At 62.7% G+C, this 25,355-nt stretch carries 29 protein-coding genes; 16 read left to right on the top strand and 13 right to left on the bottom strand.

The features are described from left to right. The first annotated feature begins 34 nt into the window (after window positions 1-34). From def (VR71_RS19655) to VR71_RS19635, 5 genes are read left to right on the top strand one after another with little or no spacing between them, the layout of a single operon-like run. On the top strand, window positions 35-553 hold the full coding sequence (def, locus tag VR71_RS19655) for a peptide deformylase (protein ID WP_045682144.1): 519 nt from the start codon (window positions 35-37) through the stop codon (window positions 551-553). A 3-nt stretch (window positions 554-556) separates the two neighbouring features. Further along, the gene (def, locus tag VR71_RS19650; RefSeq protein WP_296429967.1) at window positions 557-1,051 is read left to right on the top strand and encodes a peptide deformylase; all 495 of its coding nucleotides are present in this window, start codon (window positions 557-559) and stop codon (window positions 1,049-1,051) included. A 57-nt stretch (window positions 1,052-1,108) separates the two neighbouring features. Next, window positions 1,109-2,017, top strand: a complete 909-nt coding sequence (fmt, locus tag VR71_RS19645) for a methionyl-tRNA formyltransferase (RefSeq protein WP_045682142.1) — start codon at window positions 1,109-1,111, stop codon at window positions 2,015-2,017. A 4-nt stretch (window positions 2,018-2,021) separates the two neighbouring features. Further along, entirely contained in the window at window positions 2,022-2,264 is a 243-nt protein-coding gene (locus VR71_RS19640; protein WP_045682199.1) for a hypothetical protein, read from the top strand. 3 nt (window positions 2,265-2,267) lie between these two features. Continuing rightward, entirely contained in the window at window positions 2,268-2,507 is a 240-nt protein-coding gene (locus tag VR71_RS19635) for a GlsB/YeaQ/YmgE family stress response membrane protein (RefSeq protein ID WP_009815641.1), read from the top strand. Window positions 2,508-2,510: 3 nt separating this feature from the next. On the opposite strand, the gene VR71_RS19630 is transcribed toward VR71_RS19635, so the two are convergent. From VR71_RS19630 to VR71_RS19620, 3 genes are read right to left on the bottom strand one after another with little or no spacing between them, the layout of a single operon-like run. Continuing rightward, window positions 2,511-3,134 (bottom strand): trimeric intracellular cation channel family protein, encoded by a 624-nt coding sequence (locus VR71_RS19630; protein WP_045682140.1) that lies wholly within the window; start codon window positions 3,132-3,134, stop codon window positions 2,511-2,513. Beyond that, entirely contained in the window at window positions 3,131-3,598 is a 468-nt protein-coding gene (rnhA, locus tag VR71_RS19625) for a ribonuclease HI (protein WP_045682138.1), read from the bottom strand. Before rnhA ends, VR71_RS19630 begins: the two co-directional genes overlap by 4 nt. Then, window positions 3,598-4,050: a DUF3429 domain-containing protein gene (locus VR71_RS19620; RefSeq protein ID WP_045682197.1), complete on the bottom strand. Its 453-nt coding sequence runs from the start codon at window positions 4,048-4,050 to the stop codon at window positions 3,598-3,600. Before VR71_RS19620 ends, rnhA begins: the two co-directional genes overlap by 1 nt. A gap of 128 nt (window positions 4,051-4,178) precedes the next feature. Here VR71_RS19620 and VR71_RS19615 point away from each other — a divergent pair, with 128 nt between their 5' ends. Then, a complete protein-coding gene (locus tag VR71_RS19615; protein ID WP_045682136.1) occupies window positions 4,179-5,603 on the top strand; it encodes an FAD-binding oxidoreductase in 1,425 nt (474 codons plus the stop codon). A gap of 168 nt (window positions 5,604-5,771) precedes the next feature. Here VR71_RS19615 and map read toward each other — a convergent pair whose 3' ends face one another. Then, window positions 5,772-6,584, bottom strand: coding sequence for a type I methionyl aminopeptidase (gene map, locus VR71_RS19610; protein WP_009815636.1), 813 nt, complete (start codon window positions 6,582-6,584; stop codon window positions 5,772-5,774). A gap of 40 nt (window positions 6,585-6,624) precedes the next feature. Continuing rightward, the gene (sfsA, locus tag VR71_RS19605; RefSeq protein WP_045682134.1) at window positions 6,625-7,356 is read right to left on the bottom strand and encodes a DNA/RNA nuclease SfsA; all 732 of its coding nucleotides are present in this window, start codon (window positions 7,354-7,356) and stop codon (window positions 6,625-6,627) included. Window positions 7,357-7,401: 45 nt separating this feature from the next. Here sfsA and VR71_RS19600 point away from each other — a divergent pair, with 45 nt between their 5' ends. From VR71_RS19600 to VR71_RS19585, 4 genes are read left to right on the top strand one after another with little or no spacing between them, the layout of a single operon-like run. After that, window positions 7,402-8,124, top strand: coding sequence for a molybdopterin-binding protein (locus VR71_RS19600; protein ID WP_045682133.1), 723 nt, complete (start codon window positions 7,402-7,404; stop codon window positions 8,122-8,124). After that, a complete protein-coding gene (locus VR71_RS19595; RefSeq protein WP_045682131.1) occupies window positions 8,121-8,840 on the top strand; it encodes an N-acetyltransferase in 720 nt (239 codons plus the stop codon). Before VR71_RS19600 ends, VR71_RS19595 begins: the two co-directional genes overlap by 4 nt. 3 nt (window positions 8,841-8,843) lie before the next feature. After that, window positions 8,844-9,416, top strand: coding sequence for a peroxidase-related enzyme (locus tag VR71_RS19590; protein WP_045682129.1), 573 nt, complete (start codon window positions 8,844-8,846; stop codon window positions 9,414-9,416). 6 nt (window positions 9,417-9,422) lie between these two features. Continuing rightward, window positions 9,423-10,358 (top strand): OmpA family protein, encoded by a 936-nt coding sequence (locus VR71_RS19585; RefSeq protein WP_045682127.1) that lies wholly within the window; start codon window positions 9,423-9,425, stop codon window positions 10,356-10,358. 16 nt (window positions 10,359-10,374) lie between these two features. On the opposite strand, the gene VR71_RS19580 is transcribed toward VR71_RS19585, so the two are convergent. The 3 genes from VR71_RS19580 to VR71_RS19570 form a co-directional block, all read right to left on the bottom strand. Further along, window positions 10,375-12,396 carry a capsular polysaccharide biosynthesis protein gene (locus VR71_RS19580; protein WP_045682125.1) on the bottom strand — a complete coding sequence of 674 codons (2,022 nt, stop codon included), beginning with the start codon at window positions 12,394-12,396 and terminating at the stop codon, window positions 10,375-10,377. After that, entirely contained in the window at window positions 12,393-13,541 is a 1,149-nt protein-coding gene (locus VR71_RS19575; protein WP_040650253.1) for a polysaccharide biosynthesis/export family protein, read from the bottom strand. The genes VR71_RS19580 and VR71_RS19575 overlap by 4 nt, the downstream gene beginning before the upstream one ends. A 98-nt stretch (window positions 13,542-13,639) precedes the next feature. Continuing rightward, window positions 13,640-14,932 carry a capsular biosynthesis protein gene (locus VR71_RS19570; protein WP_009815628.1) on the bottom strand — a complete coding sequence of 431 codons (1,293 nt, stop codon included), beginning with the start codon at window positions 14,930-14,932 and terminating at the stop codon, window positions 13,640-13,642. A gap of 138 nt (window positions 14,933-15,070) precedes the next feature. Here VR71_RS19570 and VR71_RS19565 point away from each other — a divergent pair, with 138 nt between their 5' ends. Next, window positions 15,071-15,658: a riboflavin synthase gene (locus tag VR71_RS19565; protein WP_045682123.1), complete on the top strand. Its 588-nt coding sequence runs from the start codon at window positions 15,071-15,073 to the stop codon at window positions 15,656-15,658. Between the two features lie 5 nt (window positions 15,659-15,663). Here VR71_RS19565 and VR71_RS19560 read toward each other — a convergent pair whose 3' ends face one another. The 5 genes from VR71_RS19560 to VR71_RS19540 all read right to left on the bottom strand — a co-directional run bounded on the left by VR71_RS19560 (window position 15,664) and on the right by VR71_RS19540 (window position 19,791). Further along, window positions 15,664-16,527, bottom strand: a complete 864-nt coding sequence (locus VR71_RS19560) for a DUF2189 domain-containing protein (RefSeq protein WP_045682121.1) — start codon at window positions 16,525-16,527, stop codon at window positions 15,664-15,666. A 125-nt stretch (window positions 16,528-16,652) separates the two neighbouring features. After that, window positions 16,653-17,438 (bottom strand): ABC transporter permease, encoded by a 786-nt coding sequence (locus VR71_RS19555; protein ID WP_009815625.1) that lies wholly within the window; start codon window positions 17,436-17,438, stop codon window positions 16,653-16,655. Continuing rightward, the gene (locus tag VR71_RS19550) at window positions 17,435-18,187 is read right to left on the bottom strand and encodes an ABC transporter permease (protein WP_045682119.1); all 753 of its coding nucleotides are present in this window, start codon (window positions 18,185-18,187) and stop codon (window positions 17,435-17,437) included. Before VR71_RS19550 ends, VR71_RS19555 begins: the two co-directional genes overlap by 4 nt. Before the next feature lie 5 nt (window positions 18,188-18,192). Continuing rightward, the gene (locus tag VR71_RS19545) at window positions 18,193-18,954 is read right to left on the bottom strand and encodes a transporter substrate-binding domain-containing protein (protein WP_045682116.1); all 762 of its coding nucleotides are present in this window, start codon (window positions 18,952-18,954) and stop codon (window positions 18,193-18,195) included. 39 nt (window positions 18,955-18,993) lie between these two features. Continuing rightward, window positions 18,994-19,791 carry an ABC transporter ATP-binding protein gene (locus VR71_RS19540; RefSeq protein WP_009815622.1) on the bottom strand — a complete coding sequence of 266 codons (798 nt, stop codon included), beginning with the start codon at window positions 19,789-19,791 and terminating at the stop codon, window positions 18,994-18,996. A gap of 92 nt (window positions 19,792-19,883) precedes the next feature. Between VR71_RS19540 and VR71_RS19535 the strand changes: the two genes are divergently transcribed. From VR71_RS19535 to VR71_RS19515, 5 genes are all read left to right on the top strand, one after another. Further along, a complete protein-coding gene (locus VR71_RS19535; RefSeq protein ID WP_045682193.1) occupies window positions 19,884-20,525 on the top strand; it encodes a TetR family transcriptional regulator C-terminal domain-containing protein in 642 nt (213 codons plus the stop codon). Next, window positions 20,522-21,709 (top strand): pyridoxal phosphate-dependent aminotransferase, encoded by a 1,188-nt coding sequence (locus VR71_RS19530; protein WP_045682115.1) that lies wholly within the window; start codon window positions 20,522-20,524, stop codon window positions 21,707-21,709. Before VR71_RS19535 ends, VR71_RS19530 begins: the two co-directional genes overlap by 4 nt. Window positions 21,710-21,733: 24 nt before the next feature. Further along, entirely contained in the window at window positions 21,734-22,519 is a 786-nt protein-coding gene (locus VR71_RS19525; RefSeq protein ID WP_045682113.1) for a dimethylarginine dimethylaminohydrolase family protein, read from the top strand. A gap of 81 nt (window positions 22,520-22,600) precedes the next feature. Next, on the top strand, window positions 22,601-23,923 hold the full coding sequence (locus VR71_RS19520; protein ID WP_045682111.1) for an FAD-binding oxidoreductase: 1,323 nt from the start codon (window positions 22,601-22,603) through the stop codon (window positions 23,921-23,923). 207 nt (window positions 23,924-24,130) lie between these two features. Then, on the top strand, window positions 24,131-25,306 hold the full coding sequence (locus VR71_RS19515; RefSeq protein WP_009815617.1) for a porin: 1,176 nt from the start codon (window positions 24,131-24,133) through the stop codon (window positions 25,304-25,306). Window positions 25,307-25,355 lie beyond the last annotated feature (49 nt).

Here is a 25,355-nt window from a genome sequence, read left to right as displayed (position 1 = left end):
TGCAGAATGCCCGACCATCGCCTAAATAGCCGCCATGAAACGGTCTATTCTGATCCATCCCGACCCACGCCTGAGAAAGGTCTGCACGCCCGTGAGGGACGTGTCCGATGCCTTGCGCAAACTCTCGCAGGATATGTTCGAGACCATGTATGACGCACCGGGCATCGGCCTTGCTGCGCCGCAGGTGGGGGTGATGGACCGGTTGATCGTGCTTGACTGTGTAAAGGACGAAGGGGCCACACCGCGCCCCATCGCGATGTTGAACCCCGAAATCACCGCTTTTTCCGACCAAACGAGCGTCTATGAGGAAGGCTGTTTGTCGATCCCCGACCAATTCGCCGATGTCACCCGGCCTGCGGAGGTCGAGGTGCGCTGGATGGATCTTGACGGGGTTGAGCACAAGGAAGGGTTTGGCGGTCTCTGGGCCACTTGCGTGCAGCACGAGATCGACCATCTCGATGGCAAGCTCTTTATCGACTATCTGAGCGCGATGAAGCGCCAACTCATCACCCGCCGCATGCAAAAGCTCAAGCGCGAATTGGCGCGGGGTTAGGCCGTGGCGCCGCGTGCCTGCCTGCGTTGGCCAGACAAACGGCTGCGGATGGCTGCGGCACCGGTCACTGAGATCACCGATGCAACGCGCGCCCTCTGGGACAAGATGGTCGCGGTGATGGAGGCGATGCCGGGGGTGGGTCTTGCCGCCACGCAACTCGGCGAGATGCAGGCGCTTGCCGTGGTCGATGCCAGCACGGCGCGCGGGCAGGCGGTGCGTATGGCCAACCCGGAAATCCTGCACGCGAGCGTGCAATTGCGGCCCCATGACGAGGCCAGCCCCTGCCTGCCAGGTGTGTCTGCCGTGATTGAGCGTCCGCGCGCGGTGACGGTGCGGTTTCTGAATGCAGACGGAGAGGATGAAGAACGCGATTTCGTGGGTCTCTGGGCCACGAGCGTGCAGCATCAGATCGACCATTTGCAGGGGCGGATGTATTTCGACCGCCTCAGCACAGTAAAACGCGACATGCTGCTGAGGCGTGCGCGCAAGATCGGCTGAGGCGGTGCCTGGGGCGGCGCCGGATTTGAGTATTTTTGAAACAGTGAAAGGGGCGGCATGCGTGTGATCTTCATGGGAACGCCGGATTTCTCTGTGCCGGTGCTTGAGGCTTTGGTTGCAGCGGGGCATGAGGTGGCCGCCGTTTATTGCCAGCCGCCGCGCCCGGCGGGGCGGGGCAAAAAGGACCGCCCCAGCCCGGTGCAGGCGCGCGCCGAGGCGCTTGGTCTGCCAGTGCGCCATCCGGTGAGTTTGAAAGAGGCTGAGGCGCAGGCGGAATTTGCAGCACTCAAGGCTGATGTGGCGGTGGTGGTGGCCTATGGTCTCATTCTGCCGCAAGCGGTGCTGGATGCGCCCGCGCGCGGCTGTTTGAACATCCATGCCAGCCTCTTGCCCCGCTGGCGGGGGGCAGCCCCCATTCACCGCGCCATCATGGCGGGGGATGCCGAGACGGGGATCTGCATCATGCAGATGGAGGCGGGATTGGATACCGGGCCGGTTCTGTTGCGCGGGGCGATGACGATTGGGCCGCAGGAGACGACGGGGGAATTGCATGACCGTTTGTCTGGACTTGGTGCGCGATTGATTATTGAGGCGCTCGGGCGGCTAGATGATCTTCGGCCCGTGCCGCAATCCGAGGCGGGTGTGACCTATGCCGCCAAGATCGACAAATCAGAGGCGCGGGTGGAGTGGACGCGCCCCGCCGCAGAGATTGACCGCTTGATCCGGGGGCTCTCGCCCTTTCCGGGGGCGTGGTGCGAGGTGGGGGGAGAGCGGATCAAGCTGCTATGCTCGACCGTAGCCGACGGGCAGGGTGCGCCGGGTGTCGTTCTCGGTGACGGGTTGACCGTGGCCTGTGGCACGGGGGCTGTGCGGCTTTTGCGCTTGCAACGGGCCGGGCGCGCGGCGCAGGATGCAGACGAGTTCCTGCGCGGCATGCCCTTGCCGTGTGGCACGCAATTGGGGTGACGCGATGTTCATGCAGCTATTCGGCACGGTGGTGATCGCGGGCATCGTCGGCTACGCGAGCGAGAAAAGCGGCTTTACGCGCAATGGCTATCTGCCCTCAATCATCATCTGCATCGGCGGCGCATTTCTCTTTTACTTTGTCCGGATCATGTTCGGCATCCGCTTTGGTGCGCCGGGGATTGATGCGATCCTGTCCTCGGTCGGCGCGCTCATCATTGTGCCGACCCATTGGCGCAAGCGGAGGTAAGGCATGGGCATCCTCGGGCTCTTGATCGTGGGCATCGCGGCCGGGTTTCTGGCGACGCGGCTGATGCGGGTCGAACTGGGGGTGGTGCCGACGATCCTGATTGGGATCGCCGGGACGCTGATCGGGGCGGTGGTCATTCGCATGGTGCTGATGATCACAGGCCTTGTGGGCGGACTGATCGGCGCGGTTCTGGGCGCGATGCTGCTGGTCTGGCTGTGGAAGATGATCGGCGAGCGGCGGTGAAATCTAGTTTCTTGGTGGACGCGCGCGGTAAACCGGCAATCGCCACCCAAGGCTGAGCGAGCCTGCGCGCAAGGCCCAAGTCAGGGCGGCGCAGGTGCCCAAAATCGCAAGCGGTTCGTGAGTGAACATAGCCGCCCCCACTGCCCCAAGCGCCCCGGCAAAGGCGGCGGTGACGTAAAGCTCGCCCTGTTTGAGCACAAGCGGCACCTCGTTGCAGACGACATCGCGCATCAGGCCGCCCATGCAACCGGTGACCATGCCCATCAGCACCACGATCACCGCGCTTTGCTCCATCACCATCGCGGCGCTCACCCCGGCAGGCACCGCCACGGCCAAGGCGAAACTGTCGAGCCAGAGCAAGAGGCGATAGCGGCTTTCGACCAGATGGGCGGTGAAGAACACGAGGAGGGCTGCTCCGCAGGCGATCAGGATGTAATTAGGATTGCCGAGCCAGAAGACCGGGTTGCGATCCAGCAAAACATCGCGCAACGTGCCGCCGCCCACGGCCGTGAGGCAGGCGATAAAGGCAAAGCCCACGATATCAAGCTGTTGGCGCGAGGCCACAAGCGCGCCGGTCAGCGCGAAGATCAGCACCGAGGCGTAATCGAGGAGGGTGAGCGCGCTCATCCCTTGGCCTTGCCCGGCTTGAAGGGCGCCATGCCTGCGCGCGCCAATTCATCGGCGCGCTCATTCTCTGGGTGGCCTGCGTGGCCCTTGACCCATTCCCAAGTGACGGTGTGGCGTTTCTGCGCCTCGTCCAGTCGTTGCCACAGTTCGACATTCTTGACCGGCTTCTTGTCGGCGGTGCGCCAGCCGTTGCGTTTCCAGCCGTGCATCCAGCCGGTGATGCCGTTCTTTACATAGGCGCTGTCGGTGACAATCGTGATGGCCGAGGGGCGCGAGAGGGCTTCCAGCGCGGCGATGGCGGCGCAAAGTTCCATCCGGTTGTTGGTGGTGTCGGCCTCGCCGCCGCTCAACTCGCGTTCCTTGACGATGGTGTCTCCCTCCATGGCGCGCATCAGCACGCCCCAGCCGCCGGGGCCGGGATTTCCGGAACAGGCCCCGTCGGTATAGGCATAGAGCGCGGGCATCAGAGCAGCACCCCCACCGCAAGGCAGGCGATGACCACCGCCGTCAGTAGCATCCGCAGCGCCATCCACCAGGGCGGTGTCAGACCCCAGCGCCAGAATTGCCAATCGAGCGCCAAGAGGCCCGCGAACCCGAAAATGAGGCTTATTCCCGCCGAGATCGGCCCGCCACCGGTCATGAAAAACGCCCAGAGGGCCGGGATCACCGAGAGGCCGTAGCAGATGCTCGCCAAGGCCCCCGTCGCCCGCGTGGCGAAACCCCAGAGCACGCCCGACATGAACGACAGGATCACCGCGCCATAAAAGAGCATGACATATGGCCCGGCAAAGCGCGGCCCGATGGTCTGGGCCGTCCAGAGGCCCAGCTCGGGCATGATCACGGTCAGTGCCCCCCAGAGAAAGGGCAAAAGGCCTGCAAGGCCAAGAAAGAGCGGGGCACGGGGGATCATCTGCATGGCGCGCAAAATGGCCCGGAGGGCGGGCAGAGGCAAGAGGGAAAGCCGCCCATCTCTGCGCAGCAAGCCGGTTCCCTTGCGGGTCACAAAGGGCTGGACCGATGTGGGCAACGTGATAGGTAAATTCCATGACCCTGACTCCGACCTTGGCCCCCGCCACCCCCGCATTCATCGACGCGCTGCGCGCGCATCTGCCTGTACCCGTGTTCCGCGAGGCCACTCCCGGCTACTTTGAGGAGCCGCGTGGCCGCTGGCAGGGGCAGGGCGTGGTTCTGGCCCCTGGCAGCACCGAGGAGGTGGCCGCGATTGTCCGCGCCTGTGCCGCCGCGCGCGTGCCGGTGGTGCCCTATGGCGGCGGCACGGGCCTTGTCGGGGGGCAGATCGCGCCCGATGGCCCGGTGCCGGTGATCCTGAGCCTTGAGCGGATGCGCGCGGTGCGGGGCATTTACCCGGCTGAAAATGTGATCGTGGTTGAGGCGGGGGTGATCCTGCAAGACATCCACGAGGCCGCCGCCGAGGTGGACCGGCTCTTCCCCCTGAGCATCGCCGCCAAGGGATCGGCGCGGATTGGCGGCAATCTGGCCACCAATGCGGGCGGCGTCAATGTGCTGCGCTACGGCAATGCGCGCGATTTGTGTCTGGGCCTGGAGGCGGTGATGCCGGACGGGCGCATCTGGAACGGTCTGAAACGTCTGCGCAAGGACAACACCGGCTATGATCTGCGCAATCTTCTGATCGGGTCCGAGGGCACGCTCGGGGTGATCACCGCCGCCGCTCTCAAGCTCTATCCCCGTCCAATGGGAGAGGGCACGGCGCTGATGGTGGTGGAGGGGCCACGCGCTGCGCTCGACCTTTTGGCATTGGCGCGCGACCGGATGGGCGAGGGCGTAAGCGCCTTTGAGATCATGCACCGGGCGGGGCTCGAGTTTCTGGCCGAGACGTTGCCCGATATCCGGCAGCCCTTTGCGCAGATGCCCGAATGGTTCGTCTTGATCGACGTCGGGCTGGCGCGCGGGCTTGATCCGGCGACGGCGCTTGAGGGGATTTTTGCCGAGGCACTGGAGGCGGGGCTGGTCAGCGACGGGGTCATCGCGCAATCCGAGGTGCAGCGCCATCAGTTCTGGGAGGTGCGCGAGCAGATCCCCGAGGCCAACAGGCGTGTCGGCTCGATCAGCTCGCATGACATCTCCTTACCGATGTCCGAAATCCCTGACTTCATTGTGAAAGGCGCTGAGGTGATCGCCCGGATCGGGGCGTTTCGGATCAACTGTTTCGGGCATCTGGGCGATGGCAATCTGCATTACAACGTCTTTCCCATGCCGGGGCGCGCCCGTGCTGATCACGTGGCTGAGCGGGACGAGATCAAGCGTGCGGTGCATGATCTGGTGCATGCGATGGGCGGGTCTGTCAGCGCCGAACATGGCATCGGGCGGCTCAAGGTCGAGGATCTGGAGCGCTATGGCGATCCGGTAAAGCTGGACGCGATGCGGGCCATCAAGGCAGCGCTTGATCCTCTCGGGATTATGAACCCGGGGGCGGTGCTGCGGGGGTGAAGGGGCGGATGGCCCTTTGCTGAAGTTGGCCCCAATCGCCAATGCGCGGTCTCAAGGTGCCGCAGGCACCGCCGCGCAGCGCCCACCCGGCGGACGGGCCCCGCGCGGCTCATCGCACGCGTCGAATGCCCCTTCAGACCACACCCGACGCCAATCGCTGGCCCCGGTTCACTCCCAAGTCGGATGAAACTTGCCCGCAGGCGACAGGGTGAAAATCTCGACACCGCTCGCCGTCACCCCGATCGAATGTTCGAACTGCGCCGAGAGAGATTTGTCGCGCGTCACGGCGGTCCAGTCATCGGCCAAAACCTTGGTTTCGGGCCGTCCCAGATTGACCATCGGCTCGATGGTGAAGAACATCCCTTCTTCGAGGGTCGGCCCGCTGCCTGCACGCCCGTAATGCAGCACATTGGGCGGGGAGTGGAAGACGCGGCCAAGGCCATGCCCGCAGAAATCGCGCACCACCGACATGCGATGCGCCTCGACGTAGGATTGGATCGCGTGGCCGATGTCGCCAAAGGTATTGCCGGGCCGCACCGCCTCGATCCCTTTCATCAGCGCGTCATGCGTGACCTGGATCAACCGCTCGGATTTGCGGCTGAGCTTGCCCGCCACATACATCCGGCTCGTGTCGCCGAACCAACCATCGAGGATCACGGTGACGTCGACATTCAGGATGTCGCCGTCTTTTAGCACCTTGTCGCCGGGAATGCCGTGGCAGACCACGTGATTGACGCTGATGCAGCTGGCGTGCTGATAGCCCTTGTAGCCGATGGTGGCGGATTTCGCGCCTGAGGCGTTGACCTTGTCCTCGATCAGCTTGTCGATGGCGGCGGTGGTTTGGCCGACGAACACATGCTCTGCGATCTCGTCGAGGATCTGCGCCGCTAGGGCTCCGGCGCGGTGCATGCCCGCGAAATCCGCAGCCTCATGGATGCGGATCCCCTCGCGTGTCAGTCTTCCACGGTGTGTCTCGTTCACGTCCGGCCTCGTATGGTGTTCATTTTCCGTTTATCTAGGGCTATTTGCGCGAAAGGACCAGAGGGCGGTCGTCGCCAAACGGCAGGCTGTGACCGATTGTGATCTCTTGCGGGGTGATATTGGCACGATATGACATAACCGTGACCCCCGCCGCGCGTGCGGTTTGCAGCGCCTTAGCATAGGCGGGGTCTATGTCTTGGGCCACGGTCACGGCCTGCGTATCGGTGCGTTGCACCAGATAGAGGAGCACGGCGCGATGTCCGGACTGCGCCATCTCTGCCAACTCGCCCAGATGTTTCGTGCCGCGCGCGGTCACGCTGTCGGGAAATTCGGCTTGACCGGGGGCGCGCGACAGGGTCATGGATTTCACCTCGACATAGGCATCGGGCAGGCCCGCGCCCGAGAGCAGGAAATCGACCCGGCTGGCTGTGCCGTAGGCCTGCTCGGGGCGGACCCGATCATAGGCGGCCAGTTCCGGAATTGTCCGCGCCTCAAGCGCATTTCTGACGATCCGGTTGGCAAGACCTGTATCGACACAGACGAAATCCCCACCTGAGAGGTCCACCAGCCGCCAGCCGAATTTCAGCTTTTTGCGGGGATCTTCATTGGGTTCAACCCAGATGGATGCGCCGGGATCAGCCAGCCCCAGCATGCTGCCGGGATTGGGGCAATGCGCCGTCACCTCGCGCCCGTCCGTCAGGCGGATATCGGCGAGAAAGCGTTTGTAGCGGCGCAGCAGCACGGCCTGCACAAGAGGGGTTTGAAAGCGCATGGCCTGCGCCTATACCGGGTTTGTTCCCGGATCAAGGAGTCTGCCATGCCCAACCCGACCGCAGCCATGCTTGTCATCGGAGATGAGATTCTCTCGGGGCGCACGCGCGATGCCAACATGCACTATCTGGCGGGCGAGGTGACGAAGGTGGGCATTGACCTAATGGAAGTGCGCGTGGTCAGCGACGATCCCGGCGCCATCGTGGCCGCCGTGCGGGCGCTGAGCGCGGGATATGACCACGTATTCACCTCAGGCGGGATTGGCCCGACCCATGATGACATCACCGCCGAGAATGTGGCGGCGGCCTTTGATCGCCCCATTTCAGTGCGCGACGATGCCCGCGCGATATTGGCCGCACATTATGACGCGCGTGGGCAGGAATTGAACGCGGCACGCCTGCGCATGGCGCGTATTCCGGATGGGGCGGTTCTGATCGACAACCCGATCAGCGCAGCACCTGGATTCACCATCGCGAATGTGCATGTTATGGCCGGGGTGCCCGCGATCTTTCAGGCGATGCTGGCCTCAGTGCTGCCAACACTCACCGGCGGTGCGCCGATCCTGTCGCAAACGCTGGAGATCCGACGTGGCGAAGGTGATATCGCGGGTCCACTGTCGGATCTGGCGGAGCGGTATCCGGACCTCAGCATCGGGTCTTACCCGTTCATTCGGGATGGCTGCTACGGGGCACAGATCGTGATGCGCGGTCAGGACGGTGCACGGCTTGATGCCGCTATATCCGAATTGGCGGGGATGTTTCCGGCATGACACCTGATGTGCAGACACTTTATGCGGTGACAGAGGCCACTTGGCCGTCCGCGCAGACGCAGCACCTTGGCCCCGTGACCCTTCGCGATGGGAAGGGTGGCGGCAAACGCGTGTCCGCCGCCACTGTTGCGCGGCCGATCACCATCGAGGAGTTGACCGCAGCCGAGGCTGCGATGCAGGATCTTGGTGAGACCCCGCTCTTTCAGGTGCGCCAAGGGGATGACACTCTGGACGCGTTGCTGGCGACCAAAGGCTACAAGGTGGTTGATCCGGTTAATCTCTATGTCGCCGCGTTGGATGCGTTGACGGTTGAAAAGCCACCCCGCGTCACGACGTTCTCCATCTGGGAACCCCTTGAAGTCATGCGCGAAATTTGGGCCGAGGGTGGGATCGGCCCGGCGCGGATCGCGGTGATGGAGCGTGTCATCGGCCCCAAGACCGGGCTCTTTGGCAGGCATAAGGACCAGCCCGCCGCCACCGGCTTTGCCGCCATTCACCAAGGGATTGCCATGGTGCATGCGCTCGAGGTGCAGGTCCGCCACCGGCGCGCGGGCATGGGGCGGCTGATGATGCTTCAGGCCGCGCATTGGGCGCAGGAGCACGGCGCACAGTACCTGTCCGTCATCTGCACCAAGAGCAATCAGGGTGCCAATGGCCTATATTCGGCGATGGGCTTTGCCCATGTCGGGGACTATCATTACCGGCAAAAGGAGTGAGAGATGACCAAACCGGACCAGCCCACCGCACTTGATTTGCCGATGATCGAGCCGTTGCCCGACGCGACGCAGAAATACTTCGATATCTGCGCGGAAAAGCTGGGTATGATCCCCAATGTGCTGAAGGCCTATGCCTTTGACATCGACAAGCTCAACGCGTTCACCACGCTCTACAATGATCTCATGCTCGCCCCAAGTGGTCTGACCAAGCTGGAGCGCGAAATGATTGCGGTTGTCGTCAGCTCGATCAACCGGTGCTGGTATTGTCAGGTGGCGCATGGGGCTGCGGTGCGGCAATTGTCGAATGATCCGGCATTGGGCGAAGCGATGGTGATGAACTGGCGTGCCGCACGGCTCGATGCACGGCAGAGCGCCATGCTGGGGTTTGCGGAAAAGGTCACCAAAGCCTCTGCAGAAATCACCGAGTCCGACCGTCAAGCGCTGCGTGATCAGGGCTTGAGCGATCGCGACATCTGGGACATTGCCAATGTCGCGGGGTTCTTCAATATGACCAATCGTGTTGCCTCGGCCACGGGCATGCAGCCGAATCCCGACTATCACGCACAGGCCCGTTGATCCGGCATGCGAAGCGCCTGCACTCTCTTGCTCTCGATGTTACTGGCCTGTGGGTCGGCGCAGGCGCTCGATCTCAAATTGCCTGCCAATGCCAGCATGACACGCGAGGTGATCCGCGAGGCGGATACGCTGATCCTGCCCATCGGTCCATACTCGACCCAAGGCGCTCCACGCCTGCGGCTGGACGGTCAGATCATCAGCCGCGCTTGGCGGTTTCCGGCGCAGGGCGTCACGACATTGCAAATCCTCATACCATTGCGACGCCAGTTGGAAGACTCCGGATGGGAGGTGATGTTCGACTGTCTGGCCGAGGAGTGCGGCGGGTTCGATTTCCGCTTTGCCCTGCCGGTCTTGCCTGCGCCCGACATGTTCATCGATCTCTTTGATTATCGTTATCTTGTGGCGCGCCGTGGACCTGAGGCCAAGTTGGAGCACGTCGCCCTGATCGTCAGCCAGAGTGGGCAAACTGGGTATGTGCAAACGATCCAACTGACAGGCTTGGGTCAGGAGTCAGATGCAACGGGTCCACGCAGCCCTGAGGTCGACGACACGTCCCCTCCTGATGTCGTGCAGGCATTGAAACGCTACGGGCATGCGGTGCTGGAGGGGCTCGATTTCGGGTCTGGGGACAATGCGCTTGGGCCGGGACCGCATCCTAGCCTTGAGGCGCTTGCTGCCTATCTGCTGACAAAACCAAACACCCGCGTTGCGCTGGTTGGACATACGGACAGCACGGGCGGGTTGGAGGGGAATATCGCCCTTTCACGGTCGCGTGCAGAGGCGGTGCTGAGCGTTCTGACGGAAATTCACGGTGTGCCTGCTACCCAACTCGAAGCGCATGGCATTGGCTATCTGGCACCCTTGGCCCCGAACACCACCGGCGACGGACGGGAGAGCAACCGTCGCGTTGAAGCCGTGTTGTTGGATACCGCCGCCGAGTAGATAGCGCTGATGTGCCTTATCGCCAGAGACTTGCCTGAGAGGCCAGAGCGCCTTGCAGCTTGGCCAACAACCGGTTGGCTGGACCGGGACGGGGCAACGGCCCATGCGCGAGCCGATGGACCACCACCTCGACCGGGCAGGGCCGTCCCGTCTTTGGATCGAAATAGCGCGGATAGTCGATCAACGTGGCATGCACGAGACCAGTGAGCAATGGCCGCGCCCTGCGTCTTGCGGGGGTTTCGCCCAGATCGCGGGTCAGCCCCCATCCGGCATAAAAGGGCGCGCCGGTCGTGGTCACACGCACCCCGCGCAAGAGCGCCTCAAAGCCCAACAAGGATGTCATGGTCCACACCTCTTGGACCCGTGGCAGGAGGTGGGCCGGATCGGTGTGGATGAGGACCATATCCGCAAGCTCGTAAAGCGCCTCCGGGGGCACGTTTCCGGGTCGCAGGCCAGCCTCGACATCGGGATGGGGTTTGTAGAGGATCACGGCCTTCGGATTGGCGAGGCGCACAGAGTGCAAAAGGCTGAGATTAGTAGTGATCGCACCGGCGCCAAGCCGGATCGAGGCGTCATCCTCAACCTGCCCCGGCACAAGAATTCGGTGGCCCTCTGGCAGATCGTGGGCAGGCTCTCCTTGGTTATACTTGCTCAGCCCATGCCGGGTCAGCGCGGCAATCAGCGCCTCTGCGCGCGCCTCTTGATCGGGACGCATACGCGCGCGCGCGTCAATCAGATGTTCCAGCCTGCTGTCGTGGGTCGGATCGTAGTAAATGCCCAGATCATCGCAGACGAGCGACAGAGGGGGAATGAGATCGGCCCCAAGGCCGCGCGACCGCAAAAATCCGTCCTCAATGCGGATCGCGCCCTCTGGGGTCTTGGCCGCGCTAGACGCCCAGACCATTGAGGGGCGCTCGGTCTGGGGCCGCTTGGGGAACGAGACCCGCCGGTATTGACCAAAGAACCGCTGCAAAGGCGCACGTTTCCACAGGCGCATGCCATAGGCTGCCCATCCGGCGTGATCCTCGCGCCATGCGCGGGTCATCGCCTCGAAAGTTCCGATGGCGGTTGTCAGATCGCAGAGCCGGTCGTGATAGGGATCATACCATGTGGGATAGAGCAGCATTGCCCCGGCAAAGAGCTGCGCGCGGGTCAGCTTGCGGCCTCGGCGCCTCAGGGGCAGGGGGTGGTGATCGTCGCTGAGACCCCATCCCGCGTAGAATGGCTTGCCGAAGACCTGAGGCCGGTGCCCCGCCAGGATAGCCTCGAACCCCATCTGAGAGGACACGCAATAGACCGCGACAGCCCCCTCGAGCAGCGCCCATGGGCTGACGGGAGCAGACAACAGGGTAATGCGCGCGGACTCGTCGGCACCTGTGAAATAGCCCGGCCGATGGCCCTGTGCCGTTTCCGGATGTGTCTTGATCATAATGCGCGCGCCGGGGTGATCCTCTTGTGCCCAATAGAGCATTTCACGAAAAGTATTGGCATCCGCCCCGCCGTGGATCACCGACGCATCGCCGCGCGTCTGGTCGATGACCAGCACATAGCCCGGTTCGGGGCAGGGAGTGCGGGGATCGAACCCGGAGTATTTGCTCAGATGCGTCTCTTGCATTCGGGCCATGCCGCTGCGCGCCTGATTGAGCAGGGCTGTGTCGTCCAGCGGATGCGTGGCGAGCAGATGTTCAAGATCCGACGGGCGGCTGCTGTCGAAATAGATGCCGCGCCGGTCGATCACCAAGCCAAGCGGTGGTTCCCCCGAGCGCCCCGGATGAAGTGAGCGCAGGAACGCATCCTCGATCCGCAAGAGGCCCGCACCGGTCCGCTCGGCCATTGCCTCGCCACGCTTTGCAAAGGGGCTGCGGCCCCAGACGGCGATGAGATCCTCCGCGTCGGGCCGGCCGAGGGTCAGATTATAGCCCGCCAGTGCCAGAATACGGCGCACACGGCCTTGCCAAAGAAACCCGCCGTTGAAAAAGAAAACCCGCCGGGAGGCCTGCGCCTCGCCAGCGGGTTCACCGTCTAAGGGCTGCCTCAAAAGTCGCCCGAGAGCGTCGAGGACGCCGTTGAAATCGACCCAACCGCCCCAAGTGTGCCGGTCAGTGCGCCGATGACTTTCGACCATTGTGTGAACGGTGCCTCGGTCACATAGATGGTGTCATCGTCGCGAACGGCAAAATCGCGGGCCATGAACATGCCATTTGGCTTGGTCAGATCAAGAACGTAAATAAGGCGCTGCGCGCCTTGCAGATCGTTGCGACCCAAAACCTGATTTGCCACCTCTGCGGGTTCATTGCGTAGTACAAACACACCCGTCGGATCGGCGGCAGAGGTTGTCAGCCCGCCGACCTGCGCTATCGCTTCCAAGGCGCTCAGTGTCTGGGTCTCGAATGTCACGCGCGCCTGTGCGCCGGTGGCCCCAAGTGCGGTATAGGCGCGCGTATCGGCCTCGACCAGAATACGGTCGCCACCGCGCAGCGCGATGTCGAACTGCGGATGCTTGAAGAGATCCTGAAACCACACTTTGGAGCGCTGATCGCCCCGGATCACCGTGATCTGCGCCACTTCAGGTTCAATGGCGATCCCGCCCGCAGAGGCGATCATCGCCGAGAGCGTACGAGTGGGGGCCTCGATTGGATAGACGCCCTGACCGCTTACAGCCCCGCTGATCGACACGGTCGAGCCGTTGCCCGCGAGGCGACGCACTTCGACCTGTGGGTCAGGGGTTTGTTGTTCGAGCTTTTCGGTAATGATGCGACGCACACCTTCGGGTGTATTGCCTGCGGCTTTGATCCGCCCGGCGTATGGCACGAAGATAAAGCCTGATCCGTCTACCTGCACCTCATCAAGGAGGGTCTGGTTTGTGGCCTCTCCTGCCAAGAGCCCGTCATCAACATTTTCCCAGATGGTCAGTCCCAGAGTATCGCCGGAACTGATCATGTCGGATCCGAGGAGCCCCGCATTTCTGAATTCATCCGTGAACCCAAGGGCGGGTTGGACAGCCGTGGCGCGGGTCACGCGATCGTTCACCGTGACGACAAAGGCATCCCCCTCCTTCTGCACGGAGCCTGCGTAAAGTTCACGCTTGTTGGGACCTACACGAGGCAGGGCGCATCCGGCCAATATGGATGCAATGGCCAAAAGCGCGACAGACCGCGCCCATCGGGAATGTCGGGGTATCACTGCTCGGTCTCCTCGACCTGTTTTTGTTCTGCCTCGGGTCTTTTTTTCTTAAACTACCGAACATGTTTACGAAAATCCAGCATTTCTATCTGGATGGCTTACGGGATAAGGCGCAACTGTTGCCGAGGGGCCGCGGTGCCAGAGCGCAGCGCGTCATAGGGGTCTTCGGGTGAGAGCATCATGTCGACGGCCTGACGCAGCAATTGCCGCCGCCCGCTGGCGGAATAGAACCCGCCCGCGATCTGGCTGGTCTCGAGCAAAAAGCGGCGGTAATCGGTGTAGGCACGGCGATCCGGCCGCTCCGCCCCGGCAAAGAAATCGCGCAAGGGTTTGGTCGAGACAAACTGCGGCTTGGCATAGACCGCCTGCCCGAAGGTGCGCAGCGGAATGCCGCGCCAGAGCACCTGTTGCGCCGCCGTGGAATTGACCGTGACCGCAGATCTGGCCTCATCCAGCAACTTGGCCAGCTTGCCGCCGCGCAGGTAATGCACCCGGCCACGCAGGCCGTAGGTGTGGATCAGGCGGCGCAATTCACTGCGGATGGGGGCGCGACCATCCTCCAGCGGATGTGCCTTGATCACTAGATGATGATGCGGCGGCGCTCCCTTGGCGAAGCCGTCGATGACGGTTTCCAGAAACTCAGTCATCGTGGAAAACGGCGAATGCGCCTGAAACGAGGCGTCATGTTCCAGTTGCAAAAGGGCGATGTGATACGGAAAGCCGCCGGTGCGGACGCGCCATGTCGTCAGACGCCGCTCGATCGCCTGAACCGGCATCAGGACCAGACGTTTGAGATAGAGCTTAAATTCCTGTCCAACGGTCAGCGCGCGATGTGGGCGGAAATGCCGGTAGCGGCGGTTCAGGAAAAGGACAAAGCCGTGATAGAGCGCGCCGTAGAACACATGCTGGCGCATGTCGCCCCAACTGGCGGGGGGCAGGGCGGTGTCCATATCCGAGTTTTCCAGCGCCTGCCGCATCTCGGGCACGCTCATTTCCATCAGGCGGGAATTGCCATTGGTGCCACCGCGCTCATACGTCACCCAATAGGGGCGCATGTAGCCTTCCTCGAACACATGGACCCTGAGGCCGCGCGCACGGGCCATTTCGACCGCTTGCGCATGAATGGGCCGGGTATCGCCATAGAGCACCAGATCGGTGATGCGCTTGTCGTCGAGGATCTGGGTCAGGGTTGCGGGCCAAGTTTCGGCGTCGCTCAGAAACGGCAAATAGCTCGAGCGGTCACGCCAGAAGACTTGATCCCCGGCATTGAACCCCACGCGCCAGACATCCGCACCGGCCCGGCGCAGCATCTGCCCGAGTTTATAGAAAAAAGGTCCATGCGGTCCCTGAAGAAACAGGAACGCACGCTCCTCGCCGGTCAGACCTGTCATGCTGGGGTCTCTTGCCTTTGCGCTCAATCGTGCTTTGATACTGCAATAATCAGGCAAAAATAAGCCCCTTCCGCCGCGGTGTCTTGTCATGCGGACCCGGCGGCGCTAGGGCGGGGAGAGAGCAAGAGGAGAGCGGCCATGTTCACGGGTATCATCACCGATGTGGGGCGCATTCAAGCGGTCGAGCATCGTGGCGACCTGCGCGCGCGGATCGGCACCGGCTATGACACGGGCCGGATCGACATCGGCGCGTCCATTGCCTGCGACGGCGTTTGTTTGACGGTCGTAGCTCTTGGGTCCGATTGGTTTGACGTTGATATCTCTGCTGAAACCCTGTCCAAGACCAATCTGTCAGGCTGGGATGCAGGGCGCAGGGTCAATCTGGAACGCGCGTTAAGGGTAGGCGATGAATTGGGCGGGCATATCGTGTCGGGCCATGTCGATGGGCTGGCCGAGGTGGTGGGATTGCGCGACGAGGGCGACAGCACCCGCGTCATCCTGCGCGCGCCCGATGCCCTTGCGCGGTTCATCGCGCCAAAGGGGTCGGTGGCGCTGAATGGCACCTCGCTTACAGTCAACGAGGTAGAGGGCCGCGATTTCGGGATCAACTTCATCCCGCATACCAAGGCTGTAACCACCTGGGGGAATGTGGCCTTGGGGGATATGATAAATCTCGAGATCGACACATTGGCCCGCTATGTGGCACGGCTGGCTGAGGCAGGCTGACCGCTCTATCCCTCCTTTGGTACGGCAGCGCGGTAGAGATGCCAGGTCGCATGTCCAAGAACCGGCAGCACGATCACCAACCCGAGGAACGCAGGCAGCATGCCAATCGTCATGCTCACCGCGACGATCAGGCCCCATGTCGCAACGATGCGGGGATTGCGCCGCGCAACGGCAACGGAGGTCATCACCGCAACCGGAATGCCTGCGCGTCGGTCGATCAGCATTGGAAAAGACACCAGACTGATGACCAGAACCAGTGCGGCAAAGACGAAGCCCGTTCCCATCCCGAGCAGGATCATCTGCCAGCCGGCAGTCGTTGTCAGGACATCGCTCAGGAAACCGGTGACCGATAAGGGCGGAAGCGGTCCGAGCGTGATGTTGTAAATATAGGTCGCGGCAAACATCCAGACCGCGAAAATCCCCATCAGATAGAGCGCCAGAACCAGAACCGGCCCCAAGACATGGGCACGCAACGCATGCAGGGCCTCGGCCCAATTCGGGTCTTGTCCTGTTTCACGCTGTCGGCTCATCTCGTAGAGGCCCGCGGCGGCGACCGGACCAAGCAGGGTGAACCCTGCGGCCAATGGGAACAGCATCGGTAGTCGCGCCGAGTTGAAGGCCAAGAGCGCGAGCGTGATGCCGATCACCGGGTAAATGGCGATGAGGAAGAAAACGTCGCTGCGAAAGGCGGTGAAATCTGCGAGCCCCTTGCGAAGCGCGGTTCTCACGTCGTCCATGTCAAGCTGGCGCACTTCGGGCGGTGTGGTGATTTCACTGCCGAGCGCGTCGGCGGCGTCTGAGGCGCTACGACTTGCACTCGCTGTTGTCCCCGCCAACCACGTCAGCGGATTGCCGATGGTCTTGGTCATGATGGCCTCCCATTTATGGCGCGGAAGCCGAGAGTGGGGCGTCGCGCCGTCGCGTTGCCGTGCGCCATCCTACCACGTTTTACCCGCTCCGTCACATCACGATGGGGCGATGCCGCGCAGGTTTATTAGCCCTGCTGTCTGCGGGTTGGCACGCGGTTTTCGACCCAGCGGAACATCAGGGCGATCAGGCCCGCGATGATCATGTAGACGAGGGCCAGCAACAAAAGCGGCTCATAGACAATGAACGTGTCGGCGCGCACGCGGTTGGAGACTGAATAAATCTCGATCACGGTGATGGTTGCCACCAGCGGTGTTGCCTTGAGTTGCAGGATGGTCTCGCCGCCGAGCGTGGGCAGCACGTTGCGAATGGCCTGCGGGAGCCAGATGCGGCGGAATATCGTGAAGCGCGGCATGCCAAAGGCGCGCGCCGCCTCAAGCTGGCCCTTTTGCACGCTGGCAAAGCCGCCGCGCATCACCTCGCCCTCGTATCCCGCATAGGAGAGGGTGAGCGCCAGCACCGCATAGGGCCAGGCCTGCCGCAAATAGGGCCAAAGCTCAGAGCCGCGAATCCACGGGTATTGCGGGAAGAGAGAGCCTAGGCCGTAATAGAGCAGCCAGATTTGCAAGAGGAGCGGCGTGCCGCGAATGATGGTGCAGAAAATGCGCGCAGGCGCGGCCAGATACCAAGGCCCCGCCGCCTGTGCGAGACCAAGCGGCACCGCGAGCGTGAAACCCAGCACGACCGTCACCACCAAGATCCAGATCGTGCGCCACAGCCCCTCAAGCGCCAGAGGCAGGTATTGCGGCAGCCAGTCCCACCGCATGGACAGGGCGCACCAGAGCACGAACCCGGCGAAAAGCGCCATGAGAAACAGGCGGCGTGGGATCAGAAGCGCGCGCAAGTCACTCATTGTCCGCCCTCCCTAAGCGACGGCTGGCCGCGCCGCGCCCATTTCTCGATCCGGGCAAAGATCACGCCGGAAAACAGCGTGACGATCAGGTAAAGCGCGCCCGCCGCGAGGAAAAAGGTGAAATAGGCCCGCGTGCTGCCCGCTGCCTGCCGGGTTTCCAGTGTCAACTCGCTAAAGCCTACGATGGCCAAGAGGGCCGTGTCTTTGGTGGCGATCAACCAAAGATTGGCAAGCCCCGGCGTGGCAAAGCCCATCATTGCGGGGATTGTTACGCGTCGCAGCGTCATCAGCGGCGGCATGCCAAAGGCACGCGCGGCCTCAAGCTGTCCGGGTGGGATCGCCTGAATGGCCCCGCGCAACACCTCCGTGGCATAGGCACCCTGCACCACGCCCAAGACCCAGATGCCCGCAACAACTCCGCTGATTTCCACACGGCCATAACCCATGGCGATAGCCGCCTGATTGATCAGATCCGATCCGACGTAATAGAGTATCAGGATCAGCACCAGTTCCGGCACGGCGCGAATGACGGTGGTATAAACCGCCAAAAGATCGCGCAAGAGCGGCCCGCCGTAGAGCTTGCCATAGGCGCCGCCCAGTCCGATCACGAGGCCAAAACCAAAGGCCCCAAGCGCGATCTGGAGCGAATTCGCCAGCCCGCGCAAGAGGTTGGCACCCCAGCCCGGAGGCTCGAGCGCGAGCAGGCTGGCGGCATCCGCCAGCCCCAATGTGTCAAGCAGCGCCTCCAAAGGGCTTAGTAGATGCTGGCTTTGAAGTAGCGCGCGGTGATCGCCTCATGGGTGCCGTCGGTCAGAATGGTGGCGATGCCCTTATTCAGCGCCTCGCGCAGCGCGTCGTCCCCCTTGCGCACGCCCGCGCCCACGCCAAGGCCCAGAATAGCCGGATCATCGGCGACATTGCCCTTGATCTCGCAGCAGGCCCCCGCCTCGGTGGCAACGAAATCGGCCATGGCGATGCTGTCGGCCTGCGTGGCGTCGATCCGGCCAGAGACCAGATCCTGATTGGCCTCGTCCTGCGTCTGATAGATGCGGATTTCGGCGGCGTCCTTGAAATATTCCTGCGCATAGGCCTGATGGATGGTCGAGGCCTGCACGCCGAGGATCTTGCCGTTCAGGCTCTCGGGGCTGGCGTCCATTTCAATCGCCTTTCCAGCCACGACCACGGTCGGCGTGTTGTAGTAAGCGTCTGAAAAGTCAATGGTTTTCATCCGTTCCTCGGTGATCGACATCGAGGCCATGATGGCATCGATCTGCCCGCCCGTGAGCGAGGGGATGATCCCGTCCCAAGCCACCGGGGTGATCACGCAATTGAGGTCGGCTGCCTTGCACACGGCGTCGATCACCTCGACCTCCCAGCCGACCCAGGTTCCAGAGGAATCGAGCGAGGCAAAGGGCGGATAGGGTTCGGCGGCGATGCCGATCTTGACCTCTTGCGCGGCAAGCCCGGTGCCGAGGGCTGCCAATGTGGCGGCGGCGAGGATGGTTTTCAGTGTCATGTTAGTCTCCCTTGTTGGTTCTGGTTGATCTGCCCCGCCTTATCCGACGGTTTGCAGAAATTGCTTGAGGCGGGCCGATTGTGGCGCGCCAAAGACGCGCTCGGGGGGGCCTTCTTCCTCGATCCGCCCTTGATAGAGATAGACCACATGATTGGCCACCTCACGGGCGAATTTCATCTCATGCGTGACGATCAGCATGGTGCGCCCCTCGGCGGCAAGATCGCGGATCACGCTCAGCACCTCGCCCACAAGCTCGGGGTCAAGGGCGCTGGTGGGTTCGTCAAAGAGCATCACGGCGGGATCGACGGCGAGGGCCCGCGCAATGGCCGCGCGCTGTTGCTGGCCACCGGACAGAAAGGCGGGAAAAGTATCGGCCTTGTCGCCAAGGCCTACACGGTCAAGCAGCGCACGCGCCCGCTCAATCGCTTGATTTTTCGGGGTTTTCAGGACATGCATTGGCACCTCGATCACGTTTTCCAAGAGGGTGCGATGGGTCCAGAGGTTGAAGGCCTGAAATACCATGCCAAGCCGGGTGCGGATGCGTTCGATCTGGCGGCGGTCGGCGGGGCTTCCGTCTGCGCGCATGGCGATTTCCTCGCCATTGACCACGATCCGGCCAGAGCTGGGCGTTTCGAGAAAGTTGATACAGCGCAGCATGGTCGATTTCCCCGACCCGGACCCGCCGATGATCGCCACCACATCGCCCTTTTGTGCGGTGAGCGACACGCCCTTGAGCACTTCGAGCGGCCCGAATGACTTGTGCAGGTTTTCGACAAGGATCGCGGGCGACACCGGGTCGGGCGCGTCGGACGGTCGGGGCGCTGCGGTCAAGGGCATGTCTCCGGCAGGGTCACTTTCGGCTTGTAGTAAGGCGGAAGAGTTGTAATTATGCAAGCGTATAATTGAACCTGCGCAGGTTGGAGGCGCTCATGACCGGAGAACGCCGCAAATTCAGGCGCGAAGGGGCCGACAGCCGGCGTCAGGCGCTGGTCATGGCGACGCTCGATCTGATCGCCGAACAGGGCGTGCGCGGGGCCACGGTGCGCGCCATCGCGGAGCGGGCGGATGTGACCCAAGGTCTTATCCGGCATTACTTTTCCACCAAGGATGAGCTGGTGCAGGAGGCCTATCTGGCGCATATGGCGGGGCTGACAGAGCAGACCTTTGCCGGGGTTGTAGAGCGGGACACGGCCCTCGGACGGCTGGCGGCGCTGGTGGTGGCCTCGGTGACGCCGCCGGTGGTTGATGCGGCCTCGGTCGGGCTCTGGGCCGGGTTTCTCAACCATGTGCGGCAGGATGCGCGGATGCGCGCGGTGCATGCGCAGACGTATCACGATTTCCGCGACCGGCTGGAGCGGTTGATCGTGGCGGCGCTGGAGGAAGCGGGGCGCGCGCCGGATGCGGGGCAGGCGCGGCGGCTGGCGATTGCCTGCAACGCGGTGATTGATGGGCTCTGGCTCGAGGGTGGCGCGCTGCCCGAAGCGTTTGGGCCGGACGAACTGACAGGGATTGCCCTCACGGCGGTGGGGGCGATTTTGCAACTGGATTTGGAAGAGGCGGCGAAGACATGAGATTTTCCTCTATAAATGAACGACTTGCTGGGCTTGGCGGGGCCAAGTGGAAGGTTCATGCGCGGGCCAAGGAGATGGCGCGCGCAGGTCGCGACGTGATCCGCTTGACCATCGGAGAGCCGGATGTGCCGACGCCGGAGCACCTCAAGGACGCGGCCTATGCTGCGATGAAGGCGGGGCGCACGGGCTATTCGGACGGGCGCGGCGAGCCGGGGTTGCGGGCGGCTCTGGCGGAAAAATACAGCAAAAACAGAGGCCGTGCGTTTCATCCCGATCAGGTGATGTGTTTTCCGGGCACACAAACAGCACTTTTCGCCGTGATGATGGCGGTGGCGGAGGCGGGCGCGGAGGTGCTGGTCGGCGATCCGATGTATGCCACCTATGAAGGGGTGATCCGCGCCACGGGGGCGACGATGGTGCCGGTTCCACTGCGGCCTGAGAATGGCTTTCGGATGGCGGCGGCGGATATAGCACCCCTGATAACCCCTAGAACACGCGCGATTTTATTGACCACGCCGCATAATCCCACGGGGGCGATTCTGACCCGCGCGGATATTGCCGCCTTGGGGCAGTTGGCGATTGAGCATGACCTCTGGATCATTTCGGATGAGGTCTATGAGGATCTGGTGTTCGAGGGATCCGAGTTTGTCTCGCCCCTGTCCGAGCCGGGTTTGGCGGAGCGGGTGGTGGCGGTGTCGTCGATCTCCAAGAGCCACGCCGCGCCGGGATTTCGCAGTGGCTGGTGTGTCGGGTCGTTGGAGTTTTCGGCCAATCTTTTGGCGTTGTCCGAGACAATGCTCTTTGGAAATCAACCGTTTATCGCGGATATGACGGAACAGGCGGTGCGCGAGGGTTCGGATGTGGCAGCAGGTATGCGGCAGAGGTTCGCGGCGCGGGCCGATCTTTTGGCCACGCGGTTGGAGCGGGAGACGGCGTTGGTTGCGCATCGGCCCGAAGCGGGAATGTTCGCCATGGTGGATATTGCCGCGACGGGGATGGACGGCGAGAGCTATGCCTTTGATCTTTTGGAGAAAACCGGCGTAGCAGTGATGCCCGGCGCGTCCTTTGGCAAGACGCTGGAGACATGGGTGCGCTTGGCGCTGACGGTGGACGACGCGCCCTTTGCCCAAGCGATTGACCGGATCGTGGCACATGCCAATGCACGGCGTGTCAAGATCGCCTGAAATCAAACATAATCAGAGGGTTAGATGATGAATTCCAGCTACGAATTCCGCCGGGCGATCACCCGCAAGCCGGGCAAGAGCATTGTGGGCGGATTGCGGGCCGAGGATATCGGCACGCCGGATCTCACGCGGATGCTGGAGGCGCATGCCGCCTATGTCGCGACCCTGCGCAGCACCGGGGCGGAGGTAGCGGAACTGCCCCCGCTCGAGGACTATCCGGACGCAGTTTTCGTAGAAGATACAATGCTTTGCCTGCCGGAGTTGGCCATCACCATGCGCCCCGGAGCGCCAACGCGGATGGGCGAAGTGGCCGAGATGCGCCCGGCGATTGCGGCGTTTTATGGGGACAGGATCGCAGAAATTGCCGCGCCGGGGACCATTGAGGGGGGCGATATTCTGGTGACGGGGCGTGAGATTCTGGTGGGGCTGTCAGCCCGGACCAATCGTGAAGGAGTGGCCCAACTCTCTGATATTGTTAGTGAATATGGATATACTCTGAGGTTGGTTGAGACCTCTGCGGGGGTTTTGCATTTCAAGACCGATTGCGGCCTGATCGGGCCCGAGACGATCCTGAGCACGCGCAGACTATCGGCGTCGGGCTGCTTTGAAGGCTACGAGGTGCTGCTTGTTCCTGACGGCGAGGAGGCCGCAAGTAATTGTATTCGCTTCAATAATCTGGTGATCATGGCCGCCGGTTTTCCGCGCACGGCAGAGATGCTGGTGGGGCATGGCTATGAGGTCGTGGAGATCGACAATATCGAATGTGCCAAGCTGGATGGCGGGATGTCTTGTCTTTCGCTGCGATTCTGAATGTACATGACGTACGTTTTGTACGCGGGTTGTGGACGCAATTCAGACGCGCCCAATCGGGCGTGAGATCAGGAGAAGATCATGCGGATCGAATGGGCGCGGGAGGCCGATCTTGGCATCCCTTACTGGTGGTCGGCGCTGAGTGCGCCCGAGGCGGGGGAGGACCTGCCCGACACCTGTGACGTGCTGGTGATCGGGGCGGGCTATGCCGGGTTGTCGGCGGCGCTGGCGGCGCATGATGGCGGCGCGCGGGTTGTTGTGGTCGATGCTGCGGAGCCGGGGCATGGGGCGTCCACCCGCAACGGCGGCATGTTCGGGGCGCATCCCCGTCTGGGCTGGTCCGAGTTGGAGGCGAAGTTCGGGGCCAGGGTGGCGGATGCGCTCTTTGCCGAGGCGAAGCCGGCGCTCGACTGGGCTAAGGATCTGATCGCGCGCGAGGGGATCGAGTGCGATTTCCAGAACACCGGGCGGGTGCAACTGGCCTACACACCCGCGCATTTCGCCAATCAGCGGCGGATGGCACAGGTCGTTACCGAGAAATCAGAAGTGAACGTGCGGATCATTGAGCGCGCTGATCTGGGGCAGGAGATCACGACCGAGAAATATCACGGCGGGCTGTTGTTCTCGGAGCATGGTGCGATTCACCCGGCCAAGTTCCATCAGGGCCTGTTGCGGGCGGTGCGGGGGCGGGGCGTGCCGGTGGTATCCCATGCGGCGGTGACCGCGCGCGAGGCCGAGGGTGCAGGATACCGGGTGCAGACCGCCAAGGGGGTGATCCGCGCGGCCAAGGTGGTTTTGACCACGAACGGCTACACGCGCCGCCCGTTTCGCTGGCATATGGCGCGGGTGTTTCCGCTGCCGTCTTATATCATCGCGACCGAAGACTTGCCGTCGAACCTGATCGGCCATATCGCGCCGGGGCGGCGGATGATGGTCGAGACGCGGGCACGGCACAGCTATTTCCGCATTTCGCCGGATGGCCGCCGTGTGCTCTTTGGCGGGCGCGCCTCGATGGCGGAGATGGGGCCGGAGGCGGCTGCGGCGCAGCTCTATAAGGTCATGGTGGGAATCTGGCCCGATCTGGCGGGCGTCAAGCTCAGCCATTCGTGGCAGGGCTTCACCGGCTATAGCTTTTCGCATATGCCGCATGTGGGGCAGGATGAGGGCGTGCATTACGCGATGGGCTTTTCGGGGTCAGGGACGGTGATGGCGCCCTGGTTGGGATCGAAAGCCGCCTATCAGGCGATTGGCGATGCCCGGGGGGCCACGGCCTATAGCGCCACGCCGCTCAGCCGGAGCTGGCTGCATCCGGGCGAGCGGCCACATTTCCTGCGGGCCGCGAATCTCTGGTATCGGCAGGTGGTGGACCGGGTTGAGGACTGGCAGGCGCGGGCCGGTCGCTAGGGCGGCTGAGACAGGCTTTGCCTGTTTTGCGAGCGTTGTGGGCGGCTGGAAGGCAGGAGTGTGTCGGCCCTGCATCATATGCAACAGATTCGTGACATTCACTAATCGGTGTTTTGACTGTGAACCGTTCGTGAGCGTCATGGTGATTATCAGCCGGTCGCGAATTTTCGCGACGGCACGTATCAGAATATTTCTGGAGGGACTTCCTTGAAACACCTACTCACGAGCACCAGCGCGATCGCCCTCGGCGTCGTCATGGTCGCCCCCGCATCGGCCCAGGAATGGGATATGAAATGGGGCGGCTATTTCTCGAGCCATGTGGCATATGCCACGGTCGATACGAACACAGCCGCGCATCTTGGCGCTGATTTCGACGGCGTTGATGTCTACAGCGAAACCGAAATCGAATTCACCCCCTCGGTGACGCTCGACAACGGCATGACCTTTGGCGTCAACGTGCAGATGGAAGGCACCAACAACGGTGGCGGCGCGACCGGCATCGACGAAACCTACATGACGATTTCGAGCGACGCATTCGGCAAGATCGACCTCGGCAACGAGAACTCGGCTGGTTACAAGATGATGGTGTCGGCGCCGCAGATCGACGGCAGCATCTGGATCAACTCGCCATCGATCTCGGGTTTCATTCCGATTTCGGTCAGCGCCGGTGGCAACCTGCCGTGGAACTTTCGTCAGTCGGCCATCTCGGCCTACACCGAGGTTCTGGGCAACAACGACGTGGCGCGGATCAGCTACTACACCCCGTCCTTCAACGGTCTGACGCTGGGTATCTCCTATGCGGCTTCGGATAACATTGTCGGCACCGGTGCCAACGCAGGCAACAACTTTGGTGTGAACCGCAACGCGGGCGTGACCGACATCTTTGACGTCGCAGTGGCCTATAGCGGGTCATTCGGCGGTTTCGATCTGGATGCCGCGGCGCGCTGGGGCACTGCCGAGAACAACACCGGCCTTGCAGGCACCGATGATCCCGAGACTTGGGGTGTCGGTGCAACCGTCGGCTTCAACGGCTTTGCCTTTGGTGGCTCCTACTCGGAGAATGACAACGGCGGGCTTTTGCCGGATGAAGAGGGCTGGGCGCTGGGCGTCACCTATGACCTGGCCGGTCCCTGGAAATTCGGGATCGACACCTATCAGGGTGAATACAGCGGCACCGGTGCGGCCTCTGGCGACAAGGCCGAATTCGAAGCCTATCAGATCATCGGCAGCCGTGAACTTGGCGAGGGCGTGAGCTGGGCGATCTATGCCGTCTATGCCGAAGGCTCTGTCAACGGCAACGCCGGCGGCACCTTTGCACCGGGAACAGCCAACACCGAGGTTGAAGGCACTCTGATCGGCACGTCGATCAACCTGACCTTCTAAATCCGGATCTGGATTGACTGAGGCGCGCGGGGGTCATTCCCCGCGCGTT

Source organism: Roseovarius sp. BRH_c41 (assembly GCF_000961715.1).
Taxonomy (GTDB): Bacteria; Pseudomonadota; Alphaproteobacteria; order Rhodobacterales; family Rhodobacteraceae; genus Roseovarius.
This window is presented reverse-complemented; position numbering and strand designations above follow the sequence as displayed.

Bases quoted from the DNA above. Each gene is read 5' to 3' on its own strand.
- VR71_RS19570 (WP_009815628.1), bottom strand. From the start codon at position 14,932: ATGACAGGTCTGACCGGCGAGGAGCGTGCGTTCCTGTTTCTTCAGGGA.
- VR71_RS19525 (WP_045682113.1), top strand. From the start codon at position 21,734: ATGATGAATTCCAGCTACGAATTCCGCCGGGCGATCACCCGCAAGCCG.
- VR71_RS19615 (WP_045682136.1), top strand. From the start codon at position 4,179: ATGACCCTGACTCCGACCTTGGCCCCCGCCACCCCCGCATTCATCGAC.
- VR71_RS19555 (WP_009815625.1), bottom strand. From the start codon at position 17,438: ATGAGTGACTTGCGCGCGCTTCTGATCCCACGCCGCCTGTTTCTCATG.
- VR71_RS19545 (WP_045682116.1), bottom strand. From the start codon at position 18,954: ATGACACTGAAAACCATCCTCGCCGCCGCCACATTGGCAGCCCTCGGC.
- VR71_RS19640 (WP_045682199.1), top strand. From the start codon at position 2,022: ATGTTCATGCAGCTATTCGGCACGGTGGTGATCGCGGGCATCGTCGGC.
- VR71_RS19585 (WP_045682127.1), top strand. From the start codon at position 9,423: ATGCGAAGCGCCTGCACTCTCTTGCTCTCGATGTTACTGGCCTGTGGG.
- VR71_RS19595 (WP_045682131.1), top strand. From the start codon at position 8,121: ATGACACCTGATGTGCAGACACTTTATGCGGTGACAGAGGCCACTTGG.
- VR71_RS19530 (WP_045682115.1), top strand. From the start codon at position 20,522: ATGAGATTTTCCTCTATAAATGAACGACTTGCTGGGCTTGGCGGGGCC.
- sfsA (WP_045682134.1), bottom strand. From the start codon at position 7,356: ATGCGCTTTCAAACCCCTCTTGTGCAGGCCGTGCTGCTGCGCCGCTAC.
- VR71_RS19590 (WP_045682129.1), top strand. From the start codon at position 8,844: ATGACCAAACCGGACCAGCCCACCGCACTTGATTTGCCGATGATCGAG.
- VR71_RS19635 (WP_009815641.1), top strand. From the start codon at position 2,268: ATGGGCATCCTCGGGCTCTTGATCGTGGGCATCGCGGCCGGGTTTCTG.
- VR71_RS19630 (WP_045682140.1), bottom strand. From the start codon at position 3,134: ATGAGCGCGCTCACCCTCCTCGATTACGCCTCGGTGCTGATCTTCGCG.
- VR71_RS19520 (WP_045682111.1), top strand. From the start codon at position 22,601: ATGCGGATCGAATGGGCGCGGGAGGCCGATCTTGGCATCCCTTACTGG.
- VR71_RS19560 (WP_045682121.1), bottom strand. From the start codon at position 16,527: ATGACCAAGACCATCGGCAATCCGCTGACGTGGTTGGCGGGGACAACA.
- VR71_RS19620 (WP_045682197.1), bottom strand. From the start codon at position 4,050: ATGCAGATGATCCCCCGTGCCCCGCTCTTTCTTGGCCTTGCAGGCCTT.
- fmt (WP_045682142.1), top strand. From the start codon at position 1,109: ATGCGTGTGATCTTCATGGGAACGCCGGATTTCTCTGTGCCGGTGCTT.
- VR71_RS19600 (WP_045682133.1), top strand. From the start codon at position 7,402: ATGCCCAACCCGACCGCAGCCATGCTTGTCATCGGAGATGAGATTCTC.
- VR71_RS19535 (WP_045682193.1), top strand. From the start codon at position 19,884: ATGACCGGAGAACGCCGCAAATTCAGGCGCGAAGGGGCCGACAGCCGG.
- rnhA (WP_045682138.1), bottom strand. From the start codon at position 3,598: ATGCCCGCGCTCTATGCCTATACCGACGGGGCCTGTTCCGGAAATCCC.
- VR71_RS19565 (WP_045682123.1), top strand. From the start codon at position 15,071: ATGTTCACGGGTATCATCACCGATGTGGGGCGCATTCAAGCGGTCGAG.
- VR71_RS19540 (WP_009815622.1), bottom strand. From the start codon at position 19,791: ATGCCCTTGACCGCAGCGCCCCGACCGTCCGACGCGCCCGACCCGGTG.
- def (WP_045682144.1), top strand. From the start codon at position 35: ATGAAACGGTCTATTCTGATCCATCCCGACCCACGCCTGAGAAAGGTC.